The following is a 20,301-nucleotide window of genomic DNA, read 5'->3' on the forward strand; positions in this document are numbered from 1 at the left end:
CATTGGAGGGGAGGGCGCGCGTCACTGCAACCGTTCGAACAGGTCCCGCAGATCAGCCGGTTCGTAGGAGGCGTTCCGCGTGCCGTCGATCTCGCCGTAGAACGTCAGGACGTACGGGCACGAGCCGCCGATCTCCACCGAGTAGTCCTCCACTCGCTCGCCGGTCCTGAGCTCGTAGGCCTCGACCTTGAACTCGTTGGCGTAGAAGTCGACCGTCCCGAGGTACGTGCCGTCGAACTCCTCGTACTCGCAGGATTCGATGAAGCTCCCACGTTCGGGTCCTTCGACGCAGACCACGAGCACCGTCTCGTCGATGTCCCTCGTCGTCCACGAGCCCGGCAGGTCGTACTCCGTCGAGTCGAGGCCGAACAGCCACATCGGGTTCGTCCCGCCGCCGCTGTAGGCCGCCGCGCCCCGGTAGGGGGCCGGGTTGTCGCAGTAGTCGCCGCCGGAGAGCAGTCCGTCCACCCGCTCGCGCTCGATCGCGGTCTCCACCTGCTCGCGCTCCTGCGCCGCCTCGGCGGCGAGCTCGTGGTCCGGGAAGTCGGCGAGGAACTCCTCGTACAGGTCGAGCGCGGCGGTCAGGTCGCCCGAGTCGAACGTCTCGCGGGCGCATTCCAGGATCGGCAGCGGGACCATGCCGCTCGCGGCGGCCACCGGTTCGCCGAGCTCGGGGTGCTCCCAGTCCTGGGAGAACAGCCAGTCGTTGACCGCTTTGGCCTGGCACCCTTCGGCCTGGTGCCCGCCGAGGTCCTCCAGGAAGTCCTCGACGAGCTCGCGCGCGGCCGCCGACTGGCCCGGCGACTCGTCCAGGACCTCGTCCAGCGTGAGGAAGGCGGACCTGACGGCCACGGAGCTCTCGAAGTCCAGCGGCGTGAGCGCCGCCTGGAGGAGCCACCGGGCCCGCTCGGGGCCGGCGCCCTCCCACAGCGCGGCCGGGTGCTGCATGTAGCCCAACAGGATCGTGGCGGCATCGAGCGGGTCGTCATCGGCGAGCGCCTCCAGGAGGATCTCGCACGCCTCGCCGCTCCGGCGCGCCGCGGCCGCCACCGCGCCGTCGGCGACGCGGTGCGTCGCGTCCAGCTCCGCCGTCGCGGCCGTCGCGTCCTCGCAGTCGCCGCCGCTGTGGGCGGTGTCGGCGGCCTCCATGATCCGAGCGCCGTCGAAGCGGAGGCCGACGACCGCCATCGCCGCCAGGAGGGCCACCGCGCCCGCGAAGACGCGCGCCCGCCGCCGGTCCTCGGGGCCGTGGAGCTCGGCGAGCGGCGCCCGGACCTCGGCCCCGCGCTCGGGCCGGACGAGCCAGAACGTGTGCAGCATCGTCGCGATCCACCACAGCAGGAGGACGATCCGCCAGAACGCGGTTTCCGGGGCGGCCGCGACGAAGCCGAGGAGCCAGACCGTCACCAGCAGTGCCAGGACGGCCGCCTTGTCGCGGCGCAACAGGAAGTAGCCGATGCCGAGCATCGTGGCGTTGCCGATCACCGCCGCGTACGGGTCGCCGCGCGTTTCGCGGCGGCGTTCGGGCTTGGGCTTGGGAGCTTCGGGGCGGTACGGATCATTGAGCGAGGCATAGGGATACAAGACGGCACTCCTCGGTCCAGGCTTGTCTGAAAGTGAACCACGAACGCGGCGGGACCGGTCCCGTCACAATCGCCGCCACTGCTGACTCGGCCGAGCTCGCCTCGTTCGGTGAGGCCGCGTACGCTCTAAGCGACCAGCCGGTGTCGCCCAGGAAAAGAGGCCTCTCATGCCCATGCTCGAAATCCGACGGCACAGCAAGCGCGACGGCGACCAGGCCGTGCACCTCTCGCAGGCCGGGATCGAGCTCGCGCGGTGGGCCGGGACGCTGATGGGGCCCTTCGAGGTCGTCGCCTCCAGCGTCGCGCCGCGCACCCGCGAGACCGCGATCGCGATGGGCTTCGCCGTCACCGTCGAGATCCCCACCTTGCAGAACGTCAGCGAGTTCATGGTCGAGTCGCAGCAGGCCGCCCGCGAGGTGGGCGAGCCGTTCACCAGGCTGGCGCGGCTGGTCAATCGGCGCGGGGCCGTCCAGGACTACTCGCACGCGCTGGCCGCGCAGTGGCGGCACCTGATGACCCCGCTCAATCCGGGCGACGCGGCGCTGGTCATCGGGCACGGCGGCCACCTCGAGTGCGGGCTCATCGCGCTGTTCCCCGACGCCGACCACGACTCGTGGGGGGCCATGTTCGACTACATGGAAGGCGCCCGGATCCACTACGACAGCAGTGCCGGGCGCTTCCACGACGTCGAGATCGTGCGGATGTAGCCGGTGTTCACCGCCCGGTGAGGCGGCTGCTCGCCGTCGCGGTCAGGCCGCCAGGCCCACCGCGTCCACCGCGGGAGTCCGGAGCGCCTTGCGAGCGGTGCCCAGGCCGGTCGCCAAGGTCGCGAGCGCGGCGACCGCCGCGATGCCGATCCACATGCCGGGCCCCTGGTCCGGCAGCATCGAGTCGGTGCGGAGCGCGGCGAACGGCAGTATCCCGGCGATTCCCGCGACCGAGCCCAGGGCCACGCCGACGACCGTCAGCACGACGCCCTCGATGCCGACCATGCCGAGCACCTGGCCGGGGGTCGCGCCCGCCAGGCGCTGCCGCCCGAACTCGCCGCCGCGGTACGAGACGGCGGCGTACAGGCTGTTGACCAGCATGATGCAGGCGAAGACCGCGATGATGCCCACGACCACCAGGTTCATCGTCTCCAGGTTCTTGTCCTCCACGGTCTTCGCGGCTCCCGAGGCCGCGAGCGCGTCGTTCTCCACGGCCTGCATGTACAGCGTCCCGAAGGACAGGCCGACGAACAGGATCATCGGCATGAGCACACCGGACATCTCGGAGGCGCGCCGGCGCAGGTTGTGCGCGGAGAGGTGGCCGCTGCCGCCCGTGCGCGCCAGCATGCCCTCGAAGGCGGCCATGGCGCCGCCCACCATCGACGGCGCGAACAGCGCCAGGCCGAACGCGATCAGGATGGAGCCGTAGGCCGCGGGCGCCATCGCCGCCGGCTCGGTCTCGTCCAGCGTCAAGGTCGTCAGCACCGACCCCGTGCCGAGGACCAGTGCGGCGATGCCGAGGAGGCTCCTGCGCCGCCCGCGGTTCGCCCGGTCGGTCCCGGACGCGGCGCGGGTCGCCCGCCGGACGGCCATGAAGGCCGCGCCGACCGAGGCCAGCAGCGTGCTGCCGACTCCCGCGCCGAGGCCGATCGGCCCGAACGCGTACTCGACTCCGGCCGCGACCTGGCCGGTCTCCTGGAACATCTCCAGCAGCGCCCGGCCGCCGAGCATCGCGGGCCCGACGGCCAGCACGACCGCGGCCACCGCGATGAGCGCGGCCTCGCCGACGAGCATCAGCTTGATCTGCAAGGGGGTCGCCCCGGCGCTGCGCAGCAGCTTGATCTCCTCGGAGCGTTGACGCACGTTCACCGTCAGCGTGGAGGCGATGGAGATGAACACGAGCAGCGTGCCGTAACCGCCGACGATGGCCGCGGCGATCGTCAGGATCTCGGAGCTGGCCGAGTCGACGCCCGGTGCGGCGGCCACGTCGTGGAGCGAGTTGAACGCCATGATGACCGCGGCGCCCACGGTGGCCGACAGCAGCATCGCGGTGAAACGGCCGGGGCGGCGCCGGACCGAGCGCATGGAGAGTGCGAGCATCCCGATCACGCTCCGACCCGATGCGCCTGGGCCACAGTGTCGCCCAGGTGGGCGAGGCGCTCCGCGACCGCGTCGACCGTCGGCGAGGACATCCTCCCGACCAGTCTGCCGTCGGCCAGGAACTGCACGAAGTCCGCGTACGAGGCGGCCACGGGGTCGTGGGTCACCATCACCACGGTCTGCCCGTGGAGTGCGGCGGCCTCCCGCAGCAGCCGCAGGACGTCGCGGGCGCTGTGGAGGTCGAGGGCCCCGGTCGGCTCGTCGGCGAACACCAGTCTCGGCCCGGTGACCAGCGCCCTGGCGATGGCGACGCGCTGGCGCTGGCCGCCCGAGAGCTGGTCCGGAAGGTGGTCGACGCGGTCGCCGAGGCCGACCTCGGCGAGGATCCGGAGCGCGCGTTCGCGGTCGACGCGGCTGCGCGAGAGCCGCAGCGGGAGGACGGTGTTCTGGTAGACCGTCAAGGTCGGCAGCAGGTTGTACTGCTGGAAGACGAACCCGATCCGCTTCCTGCGGAACTTCGTCAGGGCCGCCTCCGAGCGTCCGGTCATCGGCTCGCCGTCGACGACGACCTCGCCGGAGTCGGGCGTGTCGAGCCCGGCGGCGCATCGCAGCAGTGTGGACTTCCCGGAACCGGAGGGGCCCATCACCGCCATGAAGCTGCCCGCGGGCAGATCCAGCGTCACTCGGTCGAGCGCGGTGACGGCGCCCGCTCCGGTTCCGTAGGACTTGCTGACCGACGTCAGCCGCAGCGATTCGCGGCCCGCCTCGGGGTCGTGTCGGGTCGTGGTGGGGTTCAAGAGGACGCTCCCTAATCGCGCGGTGGATCCGTTGCAGATCACGCTACGGATCCCCGCCCCCCGAGCCAATCCTGTGAACCGGCCTCTCGAACCTATGGCTAGCCCTACCATGCGGGCCGCCGATGGACGCCTCGCCCAGTGCGTCAGGAGCCCTTCGATCTCCTTGACCTGCTTCTGCGGTGAGGATCTCGCGGACGTGGGCGGGGTCCTCGGTTTCCGATCGGCCGCGTCAGGCGGTGCCGCGCCGGAGGCGGGCGGCGTAGGCGCGCAGGGCCCGCAGGAAGTCGACGTAGCGGAAGCCGGGCCAGTACGCGTCGGTGAAGTACAGCTCCGAGCGGGCGGTCTGCCAGGGCAGGAAGCTCGACATGCGCCGCTCGCCGCTGGTTCGGATGACCAGGTCGGGCTCGGGGGGGCCGCTGGTGTGGAGGTGCGCGGCGATGTCGGACGGTTCGAGCCGCTCGGCGAGCGCGGCGAGGTCGCTGCCGGAGGCGGCCTCGCGGCCGATGAGGGAGCGGACGGCGTCGACGATCTCCTCTTGGCCGTCGTAGCCGATCGCGACGGTCAGGTGGAGCTCGCGTCCGGCTGTGGCGTCGCGGGCGGCTTCGAGGGCGGCGGCGGTGGAGGCGGGGAGCGCGTCGAGGCGTCCGGCGAGGTGCAGGCGCCACCGGTGCTCCGGGCGCCTCAGGCGTTCGGCGATGACCTGCTCGATCATGGCCATGAGGTGGGCGACCTCGTCGCCGTCGCGTTTGCGGAGGTTGTCCGAGGAGGCGAGGTAGACGGTGACGTGGTCGATGCCCAGGCCGTCGCACCACTTGAGGACCTCGTCGAGGTGCTCGGCGCCGTGCCGGTGGCCGTCGCTCGGGTCGTCGAAGCCCATCTGGCGGGCCCACCTGCGGTTGCCGTCCATGACGAGTGCGACGTGCCGGGGCAGCGGCGCGGCTCGCAGCTGTCGGCGGAGGCGGCGCGCGTAGGCCTTGTAGAGCCAGCCGGTGAGGTCCATGACGACAGCCTAGAGGGTCGGCTCCCAAGGCGCCCAGGGAAAACCGGAACGGTTCGCAGGAAGAGGCGGAACGGGTGCCCGACCGGTCCGAGGGGACTCGGCCGACGCGCGCGGATCCGGCGCCGCGATCGTCACGGAGGTCACCTGGACGGGCTCGGCGAGCGGGACCGGGCGCACCTGGCCGAGCTCCTCCAGCGCCTCGCGCTCGCACTGGAGGACTCCGACCGGCCCTGAGCCCGGCGAGAGCCGATGCGGTTGACGCCGGGACGCGGGCGGTGGTTGTATTCGGATCATGCCTTCCACCGCCCACCTGCTGGCGTTCGCCGCCGCCTCGCTGATCCTCATCCTCATTCCCGGCCCGAGCAACCTGTTCGTGGTGGGCCGGGCGCTGACGTACGGGCGCCGCAAGGCGGTGCTCACCGCGGTCGGCAACTCGCTCGGCGAGTTCGCCGCGGCCGCGCTCGTCGCCGTCGGGCTCGGGACCCTCGTGCAGCAGTCGGCGCTGGTGTTCAACGTGGTGAAGTACGCCGGAGCCGCCTACCTGGTGTACCTGGGCGTCAAGGCGTTCCGCGAGCGCGGCCGCCTGCTCGGCGGGCTCGAACCCGAGCGGCCCGACGCCGTGCCGGTGTTCGAGGGCTTCCTCGTGGGCGTGCTCAACCCGAAGACGGTGCTGTTCTTCCTCGCGATGCTCCCCCAGTTCGTCGATCCGGCGGCGGGCTCGCCGGTGACGCAGATGCTCGTGCTCGGTGCGGTCTTCTCGCTCATCGCCTGCGCCTGCGACTCGCTGGCGGGCCTGGCCGCGTCGACCGCGCGCGGCTGGTTCGAGTCGCCGAAGGCCCGGCGCGCGTTCGGCGCCGCGGGCGGGGTGTCCATGATCGGGCTCGGCGTCGCGGCCGCCGCGGGCGAGCGCGCCTGAGATCCGGCGCGGTGCGCGTCACAGCGGCGCCGCCCTTGCGCAAACTCGTGACCATGTTAGTGTTCTAGTCACGAGTTGAGCATCGGAGGCGATCGTGGCCACGACACAGCGGGCCGACCTGCACCGTCGAGCGGACGCGCTGCTCGACGCCGCGGCGGCGCTGCTCACCGAGCTCGGCCCGCGCGGGCTCCGCATCGAGGACGTCGCCAAGCGCGCCGGCGTCGGCAAGGGCACGGTCTACCTGCACTGGGCGAGCCGCGAGCATCTCCTGCTGGCCGTCGGCGCCCGCGACGCCGAGGCCATGTATCGGTCCATCGTGGACGCGATCCGCGCCGACCCGGGCGAGGCGGCCCTGCACCGCTACCTCAGGCGGTCGTTCCTCGAGGCGATGCGGCGCCCGATCCTGCGGTCGATCTTCATCGCCGACGAAGCCGAGCTCGGCGCCTTCGCCGGGCAGCCCGCTCGGTCGGAGCTGGCCGAGACCGAACGCACCGCCTCCCGGGAGCACCTCGCGGCGCTGCGCGAGCACCGGCTGCTGCGCCCCGGCTCGGACCTGGCCGAGATCGACTACGCGGCACAGGCGATCGCATACGGCTTCTTCGCCGCCCCGGCCCTCCTCCCCGACGACCCCCGCTTCACCCTCGAGAGCCGGGCCGACCAGCTCGCCGAGGTCGTCCACCGCTCCTTCGAACCGGTCAGGCGGCCGTCCCCCGAGCGATACGCCGCCGCCGCGCCGCGGGTCGCGGGCGCCTTCGAGCGCCTGGCGGACGGCTTCCGACGCGCCGCCTACGGCACCGCCGCCGACTGACACCCACCCGAGAGGGCCTCCACCCATGGACATCACCGGACTCCACCACGTCGGCCTCGTCGTCCCCGACATGGCCGCCGCGATCGGGACCTTCCGTCGCCTCGGCTTCCGGGTCGGCCCGCCGGCCTACCCCGCCCTGCCGCCCGAGGCCGGAGCGGCGGCCGAGCCGATCGGCGCGGGCAACACCCACGCCGACTTCCCGCGCGGCTTCGTCGAACTCGTCGCCCTCGCGCCCGAACGGCGGGAGCGCCTTCCGGACGAGGCCCGCCTCGTGCCCTTGGCGATCCCCGACGAGCGGCTCGCGGCCACCCGGGCGGCGATGCGGCGCACCGTCGCCGGGCTCGCGGCGAGACTGGACCGCTCCGAGGGCGCCCACATCCTCGTCTTCGCCGCCGACGACGCCGAACGGACCGCCGCGCGGCTCAGGGCGGCCGGTGTCGAGCACGGCGGCGCCCGGCCCGCGCAGCGGCCGATCACCACCGCCGCGGGCACCGAACTGGCGGCGATCAAGTACCTGGAGCTCGGCGACGCCGCCTCGGACGGCATGCTCCCCGAGGGCCGCATCGGCGTCGCCGAGGACGCCCCGCCGGAACTCCTCGACGCCCAGACCGGGCTCGACCACCCCAACGGCGCACTCGCCCTGGCCGAATGCGTCCTCTGCGTCGGCGAAGGGGAACTGGAGTCCACCGCCGAGCGCTACGAGCGCCTGCTCGGGACCGCCGCCCGAGGCGACGGCGATTCGCGCGCCTTCACCCTCGGGTCCGGGCGGCTCACCGTCACCACCTCCGCCGGTCTCGCCGCCCGCCTGCCGGGCGAGCGGGCGCGCACGGTACCGGCCCTGAGCGCCTACGCCGTCGACGTCGCGGACCTGGCCGCCGCCGAGCGGCTCCTCCGCGGCGCGGGCGTCGAGCTGCGGCGCGCGGCCACCGGCGAGCCGTTCGTCCCGGCCGCGGCCGCCCACGGAGCGGCGGTCATGCTGCGGCAGGCTTCGGCCTAGGCTGGCGGGGAACACGATTGGAGCGTCTTGATATGAGCGATGTGCCGCAGAGCATCTTCCCCGCCGAGGTCCTCGAGGAGTTCGCCGGCCTCGGCGTCGACCTCGACGAGCTGTTCTCGGCGGGAGCGCTCGGGGAGCGGATGGGCATCGAGATCGTCCACGCCGCGCCCGAGCGCGTCACGGGGACGATGCCGGTCGAGGGCAACACCCAGCCGTACGGGCTGCTGCACGGCGGCGCCTCCGCGGTCCTGGCCGAGACGCTCGGCTCGATCGGGGCGATGCTCCACGGCGGCCCGGAGAGGATCGCCGTGGGCGTGGACCTCAACGTGACCCACCACCGGGCCGCGCGCTCGGGCACGGTCACCGGCGAGGCCGTGCCGATCCACCGCGGACGCTCCACGGCGAGCTACGAGATCGTGATCGCCGACGAGGAGGGCCGGCGCGTGTGCACCGGCCGGCTCACCTGCATGATCCGCGACGCCCCGCCGCAGCGGGCTTAGAAAGTGTTCGGTCCCGATTCGGTGAATCGGGTCTGGTGAGTGAGCCTCAGGCAAGGCTCGCTCACTTTGCTTGCTATAGCGGGTGAAGCGGTGCCTCCAGTCCAGTGGCTCGCCTCGGCCGCACGCGGCGATCGTTGACGCCCGATCAGTCAGGTCCTCCGCCAACGTCTCCGAAACCGACCAGGGCATCGACACGGGCAAGAAGATCAAGGGCCGCAAGTGCCACGTCGTCTGCGGCTTCCTCGACCTGGCCGTGATCGTGGCGGGGAGGGACGGACCTGGTCAAGGGAGCCTTCGAATAGACTAGTGTCCGTGTCGCACTGACTTACATGGCAGGTGAGCTCAGCATGATCGATACTCCCCTGATGCCGGTACCCTCGCTCCCATGGCGATTTAGCACGCGCACAGTCGATCTCGACCTGGCCAACGCCCAGGGGATCGAGACGTACTATCCGCTGCGGATGCGCGTTCTGAGCGGTGCCGAGCGGTTTCTGATGTCCATCGACGCCATGCAACTCGGGGCGGTCCTGCTGGGGGACTGCCGATTCGACGCCGATGTCAGGATGGACATCGCCGAACTGCAGAAGTTCTACCACGTCAACATTCCGCTGTCGGGCTATTTGGATTCCACGAATCTGCGGAATGGGGTCACGGCGACCCTGCGGCGGGCCGTGCTCTACGGGCCGACCGGGGACGTGCAGCTCAACCGCTGGGGCGCGGGAAGCCGGATCCTGTGCATCAAGATCCGGCGCTCGGCCTTGGAAGCAGAGCTCGAACGGCTCCTGCAGCGCACCGTCCGCACTCCCATCAACCTGGCTCCCTCAGTCGATTTGACACGCGGTTACGGGCTTATGCTGCGGAACTTGGCATTGCTGCTGGCCGATCAGGTCAGGCACGAAGAACCGCTGGCGAGGCAGGAGATCATCGGAGGTCCGCTCTGGCACAGTGTGCTCGCCTACGTGCTTGCGGCGGCCGATCACGACTACCGCGACGAGTTGCTCAACCCCGGTCCTTCCTACGGGGCTCCGGTGGTCAACCGTGTCATCGAAGCGATGCACGCCGCGCCGCAGACCGCCTTCACTTCCGCCGAGCTCGCCGACATCGCCGGGGTCAGCATCCGCACCCTCCAAGCGGCGTTCCGGTCGTACGTCGGCTTGTCTCCCATGGCCTTTCTCCGAAACCTCCGTCTTGAACGAGCACACGCGGAACTCGTCGCCGCAGACCCGTCCCGAACGACCGTCGCCGAAGTCGCTCACCGATGGGGGTTCGCGCACTTGGGACGCTTCGCCCAGGCCTACGGCCGCAAGTTCGGAGTCCGCCCCTCAGAAACGCTGCTGTCCGCCGGGTTCGCCAACAATCGTGCGCTATTCGGATAGCCGCTGCGCACAACGGATCGCACGTTCGGCGGCGCCGGAGGAGACTTGGTGAAGAGCCTGCCGGACCGCACCGCAGGCGGCATGCGGCTCGATGCCACAAGGCATGGCATGGTTTTCACCAGGACGGAAGCGAAAGAGATGCACACCCCTTCTGAGAGTCAGCGGTACCCCGTACAGCCCCCGCCTCTCCCGCCGCGAAGGCGGGGCACTCCCGGTTGGCAGATCGTCGGAGTTCTCGGGCTGGTTGTCGGCGCGATCGGGTCGGCGGCCGCCGTGATCTCTGTGGTGCAGGCGAGCGTCAACGCCGAGAAGGACAGTCAGTGGCAAGAAGAATTTTTGGGACGCCTCCCAGAGAAGCCGACTGACGAGCAGACCTGGAGCCTGGAGCCGAGTCCCGCCGACGGGGAGGGCGGAGGCGAGGACGAGGGGGCTTCCGGTGAGACGACATGGAGCGAGGCCGGTTACTACACGCAGACGCTGGAGTCGACCTACGACGACAGCGGTTGCTGGATGAACCAGCTCAACCTCGATCCGGACTCCTATGGAGTTCTCGACAGCGTCTGGAGCACGGACGACACCGATTCGGCTGCCGATCTGTACTGGTATTCGTGCGAGTCGGATATCGGGCACCTGTGGGGCTACGCAGGCTGGTCGTCCGTCTACAGGGGCGATCGCCCCACTCCCGATGACTGCCGGAACAGTATCGGGAACGGAACCCAAGCGGTCCTTGAGAATACCTCCGACCGCCTCATCGGCGAGTTCCTCTGCATCAACACTGAAGGCGGTCTGGTGCTGGCGGAGATCACCGACGGCTACAGCGACCCTGACGAGGAGCGGCTGACCTTGGAGTTCTACTCCGAGGCCTGAGGGAGTTCTCGATCCCGGTCAGGGGGTCGTTCGCCGGGGTCGGCGGGTGGCAGCCAGGACGACGCTGCCTGTCCCGTGAGGCGTCTGCTCATCAGTTCGACCATGGATCAATGGATCTGCGCCGCGGCTCGCCCGGGCAGGGTCTCATAGTCCCGGGCGAGTCGGCGATGCTGCATGAACCACCCGAAGGTGCGCTCGCCCCGGTCGGGGCGAATCCCTTGACACTGCCACGTGTCCGGCCGCGACCAGATGGTGCCTGGCCGATCCTACTTCTTCGTCGCCGCACTCGAATCGGGCGCGAGCTCATGGACCCAGATCCTCGGATGCAGCCCGCATCGGGCAAGACGACGTCCCCGCCGAGAACAACGCCTGACCAGCGTCGAAGGTGAAAATCAAGCTAGGAGCGGAGCATGCCGTTCATGGTGCCGTAGTCGATGCCGCCCGCCACCTCGTCGTAGGAGTCCTCTTCGAGCAGGCCGATCGCGGCGCGGCGCGCGAGCCCGTAGGCGGCCGAGGCGATGGACTCGCCGAGGCTGATGCGGGCCACGCCGAGGTGGTCCAGCTCCGAGGGCGAGGGCGCGCCCGGCCCGGCCAGGACGTTGAGCGGCGCGTCGACGGCCTTGGCCAGCTCGGCGATCGTCTCGGCGTCGGCCACGCCGGGCACGAAGATCCCGTCGGCCCCGGCCTCCAGGTACCTCGCGGCGCGGGCCGCCGTCACCTCGAGCAGGGCGACGTCCTCGCCGAAGCCGCGCAGGTAGACGTCGATGCGGGCGTTGATGTAGAGGTCCGCTCCGGCTCCCTCGCGGACGGCGGCGATCCGCTCGGCCTGGTCGGCGATCCCGCGCAGCAGCCCCGCGTCGGTGGGGGCGCTGTCCTCGATGTTGACGCCGACGGCGCCCGCCTCGACCACCGCGGCGGCGGTCGCGGCGACCTCGCTCGGCGTCTCGCCGTAGCCGGACTCGATGTCGGCGGTGACCGGCACGTCGACCGCCCTGGCGACGCGCGCGATCGCGTCCACGGCCGTCCGCCGGTCGAGCGCGTCCCCGTCGGGGAAGCCGAGGCTCCACGCCACGCCCGCGCTCGTGGTGGCCACGGCGCGGGCCCCGGCCGCCTCGATGACCGCCGCGCTGGCGGCGTCCCAGCAGTTCGGGAGGCGCAGAGCGGGAGTGGTGTGGAGCGCGCGGAAGCGCCTTGCCTTCTCGTTCGTCATGCCTCTACTCAACCAGGTGCCGCGGGCCGCGACCGGCCGGTATGCGACATCGACGCCGGGCCCGGCGCCTCAGGCGCGCCCGACCGCCTCCAGGAGGATCTGCCCGAGTTCGGTGGGCTTGGTGAACTGCGGCCAGTGCCCGGTGGGCAGGTCGACGTACTCGATGTGCTTCATCTGCGCGATCTCGCGGACGAACGGGGCACCCTGCTCGATCCACTCCCCGATCAGCTTGCTGGGGAACTCGCAGCAGATGACCGTGCTCGGCACGTCGCGGCGGCGCTCGGAGGTGAAGGAGCTGCGGTCGTAGCCGACGCCCACGGGCTCGGGGACCGCCCGCGCCCGGAACTGCTCGCGGAGCTCGTCGGTGAGGTCGACGAGGTCCTCGTCTTCGAAGAAGCCCCAGTCCGGGAGGGGGAGCTCGTGGTCGACGATCGGGATCTCGTCGTTGATGACCGAGCCTTCGGGCATGGGCGCGGAGTCGACGTAGACGACCCGCGCGACCTTGTCCGGCCGGGCGTCGCCGGCCATCTGCGCGATCGAGCCGCCGCCGGAGTGGCCGACGAGCACGACCGGCTCCTCGGCTTCGTCGATGGCGGCGACGACGAAGTCGACGTGGTCCCTCAGGCCGATGCCCGAGCGGTCGGCGTCCTTGGATTCCTTGCCGGGCAGGGTGAGTGCGCGGACCCGGTGGCCCGCCTGCTCGAGCGGCGGCGTGACCGCGCTCCAGGAGGAGCCGTCGAGCCAGAAGCCGGGGATCATGATGATGTCCATGGAGTGACGGTAGTGGACGGCTCCGACGTTTTCCGGTCGCCGGTCAGGCGCGCTTCGAGCGGAGTGTCATCACGGTGATGTCCGAGGGCGCGCCGACCCGCATCGGCGGGCCGTTCGTGCCCGCGCCGTTGGTGACGTACAGCTGCGTGTCGCCGTAGCGGCCGAGGCCGCCGACCTGGCCGTCGCGGATGCGGGTGGCGATGTGGACCGGCCACATCTGGCCGCCGTGGGTGTGGCCCGAGAGCTGGAGGTCGACGCCCCAGTCGACGGCCCGGTCGACGGCGCGGGGCTGGTGGGCCATGAGGATCGCCGCGCGGTCCGGGTCGCGGTCGCCGAGGGCCTCCTCGAAGTCGGGGCCCACTTCGCCGATGATGTCCCGCTGCTCGACGATGAGGTCGTTGACGCCCGCGAGGTCGAAGCCGGGCAGTTCGACGCGGGCGTTGGGCAGTGGGGTCATGCCGAGCTCTTGGACGCGCATGTGCCAGGCGTCCGCGCCGACGTAGTGCTCGGCGTTCCCGGCCACGAAGTAGGCGCCGTCGCGGGCGCTGAGACCGGCGAGGGGCTCGGTGGCCTCGCGCAGCTCGTCGGCCTCCCCGCTGGCGAGGTCGCCGACGAAGGCGATGAGGTCGGCCTGGGCGCGGTTGACCTGCTCGACGACGCGCTCGCAGTACTCGGCGCCGCGCATGGCGGAGAAGTGGGTGTCGCCGACGACGGCGATCCGGTAGCCGTCGAACTCGCGACCGAGCCGGTCGAGGGCCACGGTCACCGGTTTCAGGCGGGGCGTGCGGTAGGCGGCGGCGAGGCCGTATCCGGCGACGGCGGTCGCCGCGGCCGCCGCGCTCAGCCCGATCGCCCGCGAGACCACTTGGCGCCGTGTGGGTCCGGTCGGTTCCGCTTCGTCTTCGGCGGGCGCTTCGACAGGCGCTTCGGCGGGCTTTCGGCGCAGCAGCCGCCAGCGGAGCGGCTCGGCCAGGACCAGGAGCCCGAGGAGGTAGAGGAAGGCGCCGAACCACACCAGGCCCGGCCAGCCGATGAACGCCTGCGCCCACAGCGGCAGCGAGGAGGGGACGGCGAAGCGCGCGGTGACACCGAAGGCGGCGAGCACGGTCAGGGCGATCGCGCCGACGCACCGCCAGCGGGAGCCGGGCGCGGTGGTGTCGCGGAACAGCCGCCGCCACAGGTAGAGGTGGAGCACGGCGAAGCCCGCGGTGACGGCCGCGAACCGCGCCGTGAACGCGAGGGTCTCGACCACGGACGGCTATCGGCCGGGCAGGGCGCCGCCGTTGACCTGCACGATCTGGGCCGTGACGTGGCCGGCCCCGGGCTCGGCCAGCCAGAAGGCGAGCTCGGCGACGTCGGCGGGAGTCCCGGCGCGCTTGTCGTGGGTCTGGGCGATCACGGTCTGGCGGCGCTGCTCGGTCATGCGGTCGGCGAAGAACTCGGTGGCCTCGATGTAGCCGGGCGCGATCGCGTTGACGGTGACGCCGCGGGAGCCGAGCTGGGCGGACAGGTCGATCGCGTACGGGTGCAGCGCGGCCTTGGAGGCGCCGTAGCTGCCGGTGCCCGAGCCGCGGTAGGCGGCGATGGAGCTGAACAGGAGGATCCGGCCGCCGTCGGCGACGACCGGCTTGACCGCCTCGACGAGGTGGACGGCGGTCATGACGTTGAGCCGCAGGTTCTCGGTCCAGGTCCAGGAGGCGCCCTCCAGTCCCTCCTCGCTCCTCTCGGGCTCCTGGAGCTCGATGTTCCCTCCGGCGCAGGCGGCCACGATGTCGACGCCGCCGTACTGGTCGGTCAGGAAGTCGGCGACGCGGCGGCCGCCTTCGGGTTCGCGGAGGTCGGCGGCGATGTACGCGGCGCCGTCGCCGAGCTGCTCAGCCGAGGCGCGCAGGACGTCCTCGCGGCGGCCGGTGATGACCACCCGGTCGCCTGCGGCGACGAAGCGTTCGGCGACGGCGTAGCCGATGCCGGTTCCTCCGCCGCTGATCACCGCTGTGCGTGGCATGGGCGAGCCTCCTTCTCGGACGATTGATCCGCGCCGACTCTAGCGCGGCCCCGGCGCCGGGGCAATCCGGCACCGTCGGTGCTGTGTTCCTTGCGTGTGCTCAACGCTGCGCCACCTGGACGAGGTCGGGGCTCTCGCCACGGCGGGCCAGCAGCGCCCGCCCGACCGGGAGCGGACGGGAGGCGACGCCGTTGACCAGGCGGCCTTCGAGGCGGTCGCCGGAGAACAGCAGGCCGGGGCTGGACAGCTCGACCAGTTGGCGCAGCAGCGGCTCGTAGACCGCGCGGCTCGCGCCGCCGGTGCGGCGGGCGATGACGAAGTGCAGCCCCAGGTCGAGTCCTTGCGGCGCGAGTTCGGCCAAGGGCGCCAAGGGGTTTCCGGCGGCGCCTCCGGCCACGATGTCGTAGTCGTCGACCACGACGAAGACCTCGGGGCCCTGCCACCAGGTGCGTTCGCGCAGCTGCTGCGGGGTGACGTCCGGGCCGGGCAGGCGGCGGCGCAGCGCCTCGGCGAGCTCGGCGGCGTTCTGCGCGGCGTGCTGCCCGGAGTTGCAGTAGGTGACCAGGTGCGCTTCGGGGACGGCCTCCAGATGGGAGCGGCGGTAGTCCACCAGGAAGATCCCCGCCTCGGAGGCCGGGCGGCGCACGATCTGGTCCATGATGGTGCGCAGCACTGTGGTCTTGCCGGTCTGGGTGTCGCCGAAGACGATCAGGTGCGGGTCGGCGGTGAAGTCGATCGCGGCCGGGCCGAGGTCGCTCTCGGCGACGCCGACGACGGGCCGCAGCGCGAAGGGGTCGCCGCTCTGCGGCGCGGCCAGGGAGGGGATGAGGTCTTTCAGCCGCACCTGCGCCGGGAGGGCCCGCACGGGCGCGACCGGCGGGCCGGGCCAGCGGGAGGCGACGGTCTTGGCCAGGTGGGCGAAGCCGCCCGCGAGGTCGTCGGTGCGCGCGCCGTCGTCGACGCGCGGCAGGGCGATGTGCCCGAATCGCTTGTCGGAGAGGACGACCCGGCCGGGGACGTCCTTGGGGAGCTGCTCGATGAGCTTGCGGTCGATGCCGGAGTCGAAGGGGTCGGCCAGGCGCAGTTCGATGCGGCCGGAGAAGGACGCGGCGAGGCGGGCGCGCACCTGCGTGGAGTTGACGGCGGTGAGGACGACGTGGACGCCGAGGGCCGGGCCGCGCCCGGCGATCTCGGAGACGACCTCGTTCGCCTCCTCGTCGGCTTCGGTGAGGCCGCCCCAGCCGTCGATGAGGAGGACGACGTCGCCGGGGACGTCGACCTTCCCGCGGGCGGCGGCGCGGCGCAGCCCGGCGGCGGACTCGATGCCGGAGCGGCGCATGACCGCCTCGCGGGCGTCCAGCAGGTTCTTGACCTCGGCGAGGGTCCGGCCCACCAGTTCGGGGTCGGCGCGTCCGGCGGCGACGGCGACCTGCGGCAGCTCGGCCAGGCCGGACAGGGCGCCGCCGCCGTAGTCGACGACGTAGCAGGCCACGGCGTTCGGCGGGTAGCGCAGCGCCAGGCTCGAGACGAGGGTGCGGACCAGTGTGGACTTGCCGGAGGCGGGGGCGCCGAGCACGACGAGGTTGGCGTCGGCGCCGGACAGCTCCCATTCGAGCGGACCCTGGTGCTGCTCGCGGGGGTCGTCGCGCAGGCCGAGCACGGCCGCGACCGAGGCGCCCTCGGCGGCGTCGGCGCCGCCGGGCACGGCCGACAGCGGCATGGCCTCGGGCAGCGGCGGCAGCCACACCGGGCGCACCGCTTCGACGTCGGCGGCGGAGAGGGACTCGACCAGGACGCGCAGGACGCTGCGTTCGGTGGCGGGCAGTTCGGCGCGCGGCCCGGCCCCGGCCTGGAGGGCGATGGCCGGGAGCAGCGGCGGCACCGGCCAGGGCAGGACGGGCAGGTGGCGTTCTTCGACGTCGCGGGGCGGGGTGTACTTGCCGGAGACCATGGCGGCCTTGAACCTCGTGAAGATCGTGGTGTCCACTTTGAGGTATCCGGAGCCGGGTTCGGGCGGCAGCCGGTAGGCGTCGGGGACGCCGATGGCCTCGCGGCTCTCGCCTTCGGAGAAGGTGCGCAGACCGATCCGGTAGGACAGGTGCGACTCCAGGCCCCTCAGGTGCTGGGCCTCGAGCCGCTGGGTGGCCAGGAGCAGGTGGATGCCGATGGAGCGGCCGATGCGGCCGACGGCGACGAACAGCTCGGAGAAGTCGGGCTTGGCCGTCAGCAGCTCGGAGAACTCGTCGATGATGACCAGCAGGTGCGGCACCGGTTCGAGCTCGGGGTCGGCCTGGCGCAGTTCGGCGTAGGCGTGGACGTTGGGCAGGTTCCCGGCGTCCTTGAGGAGCTGCTGGCGGCGGGCCATCTCGCCGTAGAGGGCCTCGGCGAAGCGGTCGACGAGGTTGAGGTCGTCGGCGAGGTTGGTGATGGCCCCGGCGCTGTGGGGCAGGGCGTCGCAGTCGGCGAAGGTCGCCCCGCCCTTGAAGTCGACGGTGAGCAGCGCGAGGCGCTCGGGCGGGTGGCGGACGGCGAGGGCGGCGACGAGGGTGCGGAGGGTCTCGGACTTGCCCGAGCCGGTGGCGCCGACGATGAGCCCGTGCGGGCCCATGCCGCCGAGCGCGGACTCCTTGAGGTCGAGCTCGACGACCCGGCCGTCGGCGTCGACGGCGAAGGGCACGCGCAGCAGCTCGGACTCCCCGCGCGGGGCCCAGGTCCGCGCCGGGTCGACGGCGGCGGGGTCGTCGACGCCGAGGATGTCGGTCAGGCCGTGGACGCCGGTGAGGGCGTGGGAGGCGTCGTCGGCGTCCAGCCGCCACGGGCTGAGGGCGCGCGCGATCGCGGTGAGGACGGCCGGGTCGACCGGGTCGGGGCGGCCGCTGAGAGCGGTCTCGCTGACGTGGCCTTCGGCGCGGTCGACGCGGGTGACGGTGAGCCGCTCGCCTTCGACGGTGAGGCGGGCCGCGGTGTGCTCGGGCTCTTGGCGCTGCTCGGCCACGAGGGTGCAGACGTGGACGCCGAGGAGGGCGGGGTCGATGCCGGGGACGAGGCCGGGCAGGGAGACCTGGTGCTCGCCGTCGACGAAGACGAGGAGGTGCCGGGCGCCGGGGCCGGGCGGGGCGCCGCGGCGGCGGCGCAGTTCGCCGGCGCGGACGGCGAGGTCCTCGGCGAGCAGTTCGGCCAGTTCGGCGGTGGTGGCGCACAGCAGCGGCACCGGCAGGTCCAGTCCGGCGCCGTCGAAGAGCAGGTGCGGCAGCCAGGTCGCCGGGGCCCAGTGCCCGGCCGCGTCGGGGGCGGCGACGACGGCGATCTGGAGGTCTTCGGGCGGCACGAGGACGGCCAGCTGCGCGAGGAGGGCCTGGGCGGTGGCGCGGGCCTCGGCGTAGTCGCCGACGACCGACAGCTCGCCGATCTCGCCGATGGGGACGGTCAGGGGCTGTCCGGCGAGGGTGGCGTAGCGTTCGACCAGTTCTTCGGCGCCGCTGTGGCACACCGGGTCGTAGACGGCCAGGGGGTTGGGGTCGATCTTGAGCGACAGGCGGCGGCTGAGCGGGGTCTCGGCCAGGCCGCAGCGGACGGTCAGCAGGTCGGCGTCGGCGGAGCGGCGCTCCCAGCGCCGCGCCGGGTCGCAGGCGATGCCGAGCAGCAGGCCGGGGTGCGGGTGGCGGGAGGCGCCCCAGTCGCGTTGGGCGCGCACGGCTTCGCGGATGGTGTGCCGGGCGTCCTCGAGGTAGTCGAGGTAGCGTTCGCGTTCCTGGCGGAGCTTGCGGCGGGGCCCCGAGCGCATGGCGATGAACAGGACGACGCCCATGGCGATGCTGGCGACGAGCATGAGCAGCCCGGCCGTGGCGTAGAGGGGTCGCTCCAGATTGGACAGGACCATGACCATGGCGCCCGAGCCTGACATGACCGGCATCATGAGCATGGGCGCGCCCATGATCGGCGACGGCGGGTCGCCGAGGACGGGCGGGGCGGCCAGGGTGATCGGCTCGGTGGACAGCTCGGCGACCGGCCGGCGGGCGGGGCGTCGGACGACTTCGGTTCCCATCTCAGGCGCCCGCCACGGCCGCGTACAGGCCCAGCAGTTCGCCTGCGAGGGTCACGAGCCCGGCGACGAGGATGATCTCGAAGACGCCGAGGACGCGCCGCCACCAGGCGGCCGAGACCGCGGACCGCGAGACCGAGGTGACGGACACATAGGCCAGTCCGGACAGGACGGCCAGGGCCGGGAGCCACTGCACCAGCGGTTCACTGGGTTCGGCCCAGTTCCAGGCGGCCCAGGCGAGGGCGGCCATGCCGATCAGGCGCAGGGGCGCGACGTGGCGGACGAGGTCGAAGATCCGCGAGCGGGTCAGCAGGCCGACGGCGACGCCGGTGCCCATGAGCCGGGCCCACATGTCGGTCTCGGCGGCCAGGAGCGCGGCGGCCGCGGCGGTGGCGGCGGCCAGGCCGCAGATCGCGCCGGTGATGCGGGAGTCGGTGCGGCCCAGGCGTTCGCGCAGGCGCGTCTCGGTGGTGGGCTCGCCGCCGCGGACTTCGCGGTCGAGGGTGAACAGGCCCGCGGAGAACATGGCGAGGCGCGGGGTCAGGGCGAAGGCGAACAGGGAGGCGAGGACCGCCAGGACGGCGACGCGGACGGGCGTGACCCCGGCCTGCGCCCACAGCGTCCAGGCGAGGCCGCCGAGCGCGAGCGCGACGCCGAGGCCGACCGCGTAGGCGGTGGCGAGGCGGGTCCCGGCGCGGGCGACGACCGCGAGGACCAGCGCGGCGGCGAGGGCGCCGAGCAGGCGGGTGGGGGCGGTGGCCGCGCCGTCGGGGGCCAGCGCCTCGACGGCGGTGTGGCCGACGCGCCCGGCCCACAGGCAGCCGCCGAGGAGGGCGAGGTGGGTCAGGAGCGGGTGCTGGCGAGTCGACCACCAGGACATGAGGACGGCCAGGACGCACACCAGGCCGCCGGTGAGCAGGATCGCGCCGTCGACGCCGGGGCTCAGGGCCGCGGCGGCGACGAGCAGCCCGGCGGTGGCGACGGCCACGAGGCGGCCGGTGGCCGGTTCCCAGCGGGCTCCGGACTCGTCGACGGCGTCCTCGACGCCGTCGCGGACGTCTTCGACGGTGTCGGGCAGGGCGGCGGCGGTGGCGTCGTGGACCAGCAGGACCGATCCGTCGCCGACGCTCTTGCCCCCCAGTGTGTCCGCGGAGTCGAAGGTGGTGCCGTCGGGGGTGCTGACCGCCCAGCTGACCGCCTCGTCCTCGGCCGTGCCGTCGGCGCCGGTGTGACGCAGCAGTTCGGGGAGCAGTTCGGCGACGGGCAGGTCGTCGGGGAGGGCGAGGTCGCGGGTGTTCTGGGGGCCTACGACGGTGACGGTGCTGTATCGGCCGGGCACTGG

At 72.4% G+C, this 20,301-nt stretch carries 17 protein-coding genes and 1 pseudogene; 7 read left to right on the forward strand and 11 right to left on the reverse strand.

Going from position 1 to position 20,301, the window contains the following annotated elements; genetic code table 11:
• Positions 1 to 21: 21 nt before the first annotated feature.
• Complete coding sequence (locus tag YWW_RS0127010; RefSeq protein ID WP_026932513.1) at positions 22 to 1,584, reverse strand: hypothetical protein; 1,563 nt, start codon at positions 1,582 to 1,584, stop codon at positions 22 to 24.
• A 166-nt stretch (positions 1,585 to 1,750) separates the two neighbouring features.
• On the opposite strand from YWW_RS0127010, the gene YWW_RS0127015 reads away from it, so the two are divergent.
• A complete protein-coding gene (locus tag YWW_RS0127015; RefSeq protein WP_026932514.1) occupies positions 1,751 to 2,290 on the forward strand; it encodes a histidine phosphatase family protein in 540 nt (179 codons plus the stop codon).
• A gap of 42 nt (positions 2,291 to 2,332) precedes the next feature.
• Here YWW_RS0127015 and YWW_RS0127020 read toward each other — a convergent pair whose 3' ends face one another.
• From YWW_RS0127020 to uppS, 3 genes are all read right to left on the reverse strand, one after another.
• Positions 2,333 to 3,670 carry an FtsX-like permease family protein gene (locus tag YWW_RS0127020; protein ID WP_026932515.1) on the reverse strand — a complete coding sequence of 446 codons (1,338 nt, stop codon included), beginning with the start codon at positions 3,668 to 3,670 and terminating at the stop codon, positions 2,333 to 2,335.
• A gap of 5 nt (positions 3,671 to 3,675) precedes the next feature.
• On the reverse strand, positions 3,676 to 4,467 hold the full coding sequence (locus tag YWW_RS33460; protein ID WP_035698608.1) for an ABC transporter ATP-binding protein: 792 nt from the start codon (positions 4,465 to 4,467) through the stop codon (positions 3,676 to 3,678).
• Between the two features lie 229 nt (positions 4,468 to 4,696).
• Positions 4,697 to 5,467, reverse strand: a complete 771-nt coding sequence (gene uppS / locus YWW_RS0127030) for a polyprenyl diphosphate synthase (RefSeq protein ID WP_026932516.1) — start codon at positions 5,465 to 5,467, stop codon at positions 4,697 to 4,699.
• A gap of 292 nt (positions 5,468 to 5,759) precedes the next feature.
• Between uppS and YWW_RS0127035 the strand changes: the two genes are divergently transcribed.
• The 6 genes from YWW_RS0127035 to YWW_RS0127060 all read left to right on the forward strand — a co-directional run bounded on the left by YWW_RS0127035 (position 5,760) and on the right by YWW_RS0127060 (position 10,931).
• Positions 5,760 to 6,383: a LysE family translocator gene (locus tag YWW_RS0127035; RefSeq protein ID WP_026932517.1), complete on the forward strand. Its 624-nt coding sequence runs from the start codon at positions 5,760 to 5,762 to the stop codon at positions 6,381 to 6,383.
• 94 nt (positions 6,384 to 6,477) lie between these two features.
• Entirely contained in the window at positions 6,478 to 7,191 is a 714-nt protein-coding gene (locus tag YWW_RS0127040; RefSeq protein WP_026932518.1) for a TetR/AcrR family transcriptional regulator, read from the forward strand.
• 25 nt (positions 7,192 to 7,216) lie between these two features.
• Positions 7,217 to 8,188 carry a VOC family protein gene (locus YWW_RS0127045; RefSeq protein ID WP_026932519.1) on the forward strand — a complete coding sequence of 324 codons (972 nt, stop codon included), beginning with the start codon at positions 7,217 to 7,219 and terminating at the stop codon, positions 8,186 to 8,188.
• A gap of 32 nt (positions 8,189 to 8,220) precedes the next feature.
• Positions 8,221 to 8,688, forward strand: a complete 468-nt coding sequence (locus YWW_RS0127050; protein WP_026932520.1) for a PaaI family thioesterase — start codon at positions 8,221 to 8,223, stop codon at positions 8,686 to 8,688.
• 347 nt (positions 8,689 to 9,035) lie between these two features.
• The gene (locus YWW_RS33465; RefSeq protein WP_162146012.1) at positions 9,036 to 10,064 is read left to right on the forward strand and encodes an AraC family transcriptional regulator; all 1,029 of its coding nucleotides are present in this window, start codon (positions 9,036 to 9,038) and stop codon (positions 10,062 to 10,064) included.
• Between the two features lie 48 nt (positions 10,065 to 10,112).
• Complete coding sequence (locus YWW_RS0127060; protein WP_026932521.1) at positions 10,113 to 10,931, forward strand: hypothetical protein; 819 nt, start codon at positions 10,113 to 10,115, stop codon at positions 10,929 to 10,931.
• On the opposite strand, the pseudogene YWW_RS38395 reads toward YWW_RS0127060, so the two are convergent.
• The 7 genes and pseudogenes from YWW_RS38395 to eccD all read right to left on the reverse strand — a co-directional run.
• A pseudogene (locus tag YWW_RS38395) lies at positions 10,916 to 11,128 on the reverse strand (hypothetical protein); the annotation flags it as partial. The gene YWW_RS0127060 and the pseudogene YWW_RS38395 sit on opposite strands and share 16 nt — an antisense overlap.
• 200 nt (positions 11,129 to 11,328) lie before the next feature.
• Positions 11,329 to 12,141, reverse strand: coding sequence for an isocitrate lyase/PEP mutase family protein (locus YWW_RS0127065; protein ID WP_026932522.1), 813 nt, complete (start codon positions 12,139 to 12,141; stop codon positions 11,329 to 11,331).
• Between the two features lie 69 nt (positions 12,142 to 12,210).
• A complete protein-coding gene (locus tag YWW_RS0127070) occupies positions 12,211 to 12,912 on the reverse strand; it encodes an alpha/beta fold hydrolase (protein WP_026932523.1) in 702 nt (233 codons plus the stop codon).
• Between the two features lie 43 nt (positions 12,913 to 12,955).
• Positions 12,956 to 14,164 carry a metallophosphoesterase gene (locus tag YWW_RS0127075; RefSeq protein ID WP_026932524.1) on the reverse strand — a complete coding sequence of 403 codons (1,209 nt, stop codon included), beginning with the start codon at positions 14,162 to 14,164 and terminating at the stop codon, positions 12,956 to 12,958.
• Positions 14,165 to 14,170: 6 nt separating this feature from the next.
• Entirely contained in the window at positions 14,171 to 14,917 is a 747-nt protein-coding gene (locus tag YWW_RS0127080) for an SDR family NAD(P)-dependent oxidoreductase (protein ID WP_026932525.1), read from the reverse strand.
• A gap of 100 nt (positions 14,918 to 15,017) precedes the next feature.
• The gene (gene eccCa / locus YWW_RS0127085) at positions 15,018 to 18,962 is read right to left on the reverse strand and encodes a type VII secretion protein EccCa (protein WP_081687819.1); all 3,945 of its coding nucleotides are present in this window, start codon (positions 18,960 to 18,962) and stop codon (positions 15,018 to 15,020) included.
• A gap of 1 nt (position 18,963) precedes the next feature.
• Positions 18,964 to 20,298 (reverse strand): type VII secretion integral membrane protein EccD, encoded by a 1,335-nt coding sequence (eccD, locus tag YWW_RS0127090; RefSeq protein ID WP_026932527.1) that lies wholly within the window; start codon positions 20,296 to 20,298, stop codon positions 18,964 to 18,966.
• Positions 20,299 to 20,301: the final 3 nt, after the last annotated feature.

It is taken from the genome of Glycomyces tenuis DSM 44171 (assembly GCF_000427885.1).
GTDB lineage: Bacteria > Actinomycetota > Actinomycetes > Mycobacteriales > Micromonosporaceae > Glycomyces > Glycomyces tenuis.

What these genes read in the sequence shown, in the direction of transcription:
- YWW_RS0127015 (WP_026932514.1), top strand. Translation starts at nt 1,751, where the DNA reads ATGCCCATGCTCGAAATCCGACGGCACAGCAAGCGCGACGGCGACCAG.
- YWW_RS0127020 (WP_026932515.1), bottom strand. Translation starts at nt 3,670, where the DNA reads ATGCTCGCACTCTCCATGCGCTCGGTCCGGCGCCGCCCCGGCCGTTTC.
- uppS (WP_026932516.1), bottom strand. Translation starts at nt 5,467, where the DNA reads ATGGACCTCACCGGCTGGCTCTACAAGGCCTACGCGCGCCGCCTCCGC.
- YWW_RS0127035 (WP_026932517.1), top strand. Translation starts at nt 5,760, where the DNA reads ATGCCTTCCACCGCCCACCTGCTGGCGTTCGCCGCCGCCTCGCTGATC.
- YWW_RS0127045 (WP_026932519.1), top strand. Translation starts at nt 7,217, where the DNA reads ATGGACATCACCGGACTCCACCACGTCGGCCTCGTCGTCCCCGACATG.
- YWW_RS0127050 (WP_026932520.1), top strand. Translation starts at nt 8,221, where the DNA reads ATGAGCGATGTGCCGCAGAGCATCTTCCCCGCCGAGGTCCTCGAGGAG.
- YWW_RS33465 (WP_162146012.1), top strand. Translation starts at nt 9,036, where the DNA reads ATGATCGATACTCCCCTGATGCCGGTACCCTCGCTCCCATGGCGATTT.
- YWW_RS0127065 (WP_026932522.1), bottom strand. Translation starts at nt 12,141, where the DNA reads ATGACGAACGAGAAGGCAAGGCGCTTCCGCGCGCTCCACACCACTCCC.
- YWW_RS0127070 (WP_026932523.1), bottom strand. Translation starts at nt 12,912, where the DNA reads ATGGACATCATCATGATCCCCGGCTTCTGGCTCGACGGCTCCTCCTGG.
- YWW_RS0127080 (WP_026932525.1), bottom strand. Translation starts at nt 14,917, where the DNA reads ATGCCACGCACAGCGGTGATCAGCGGCGGAGGAACCGGCATCGGCTAC.
- eccCa (WP_081687819.1), bottom strand. Translation starts at nt 18,962, where the DNA reads ATGGGAACCGAAGTCGTCCGACGCCCCGCCCGCCGGCCGGTCGCCGAG.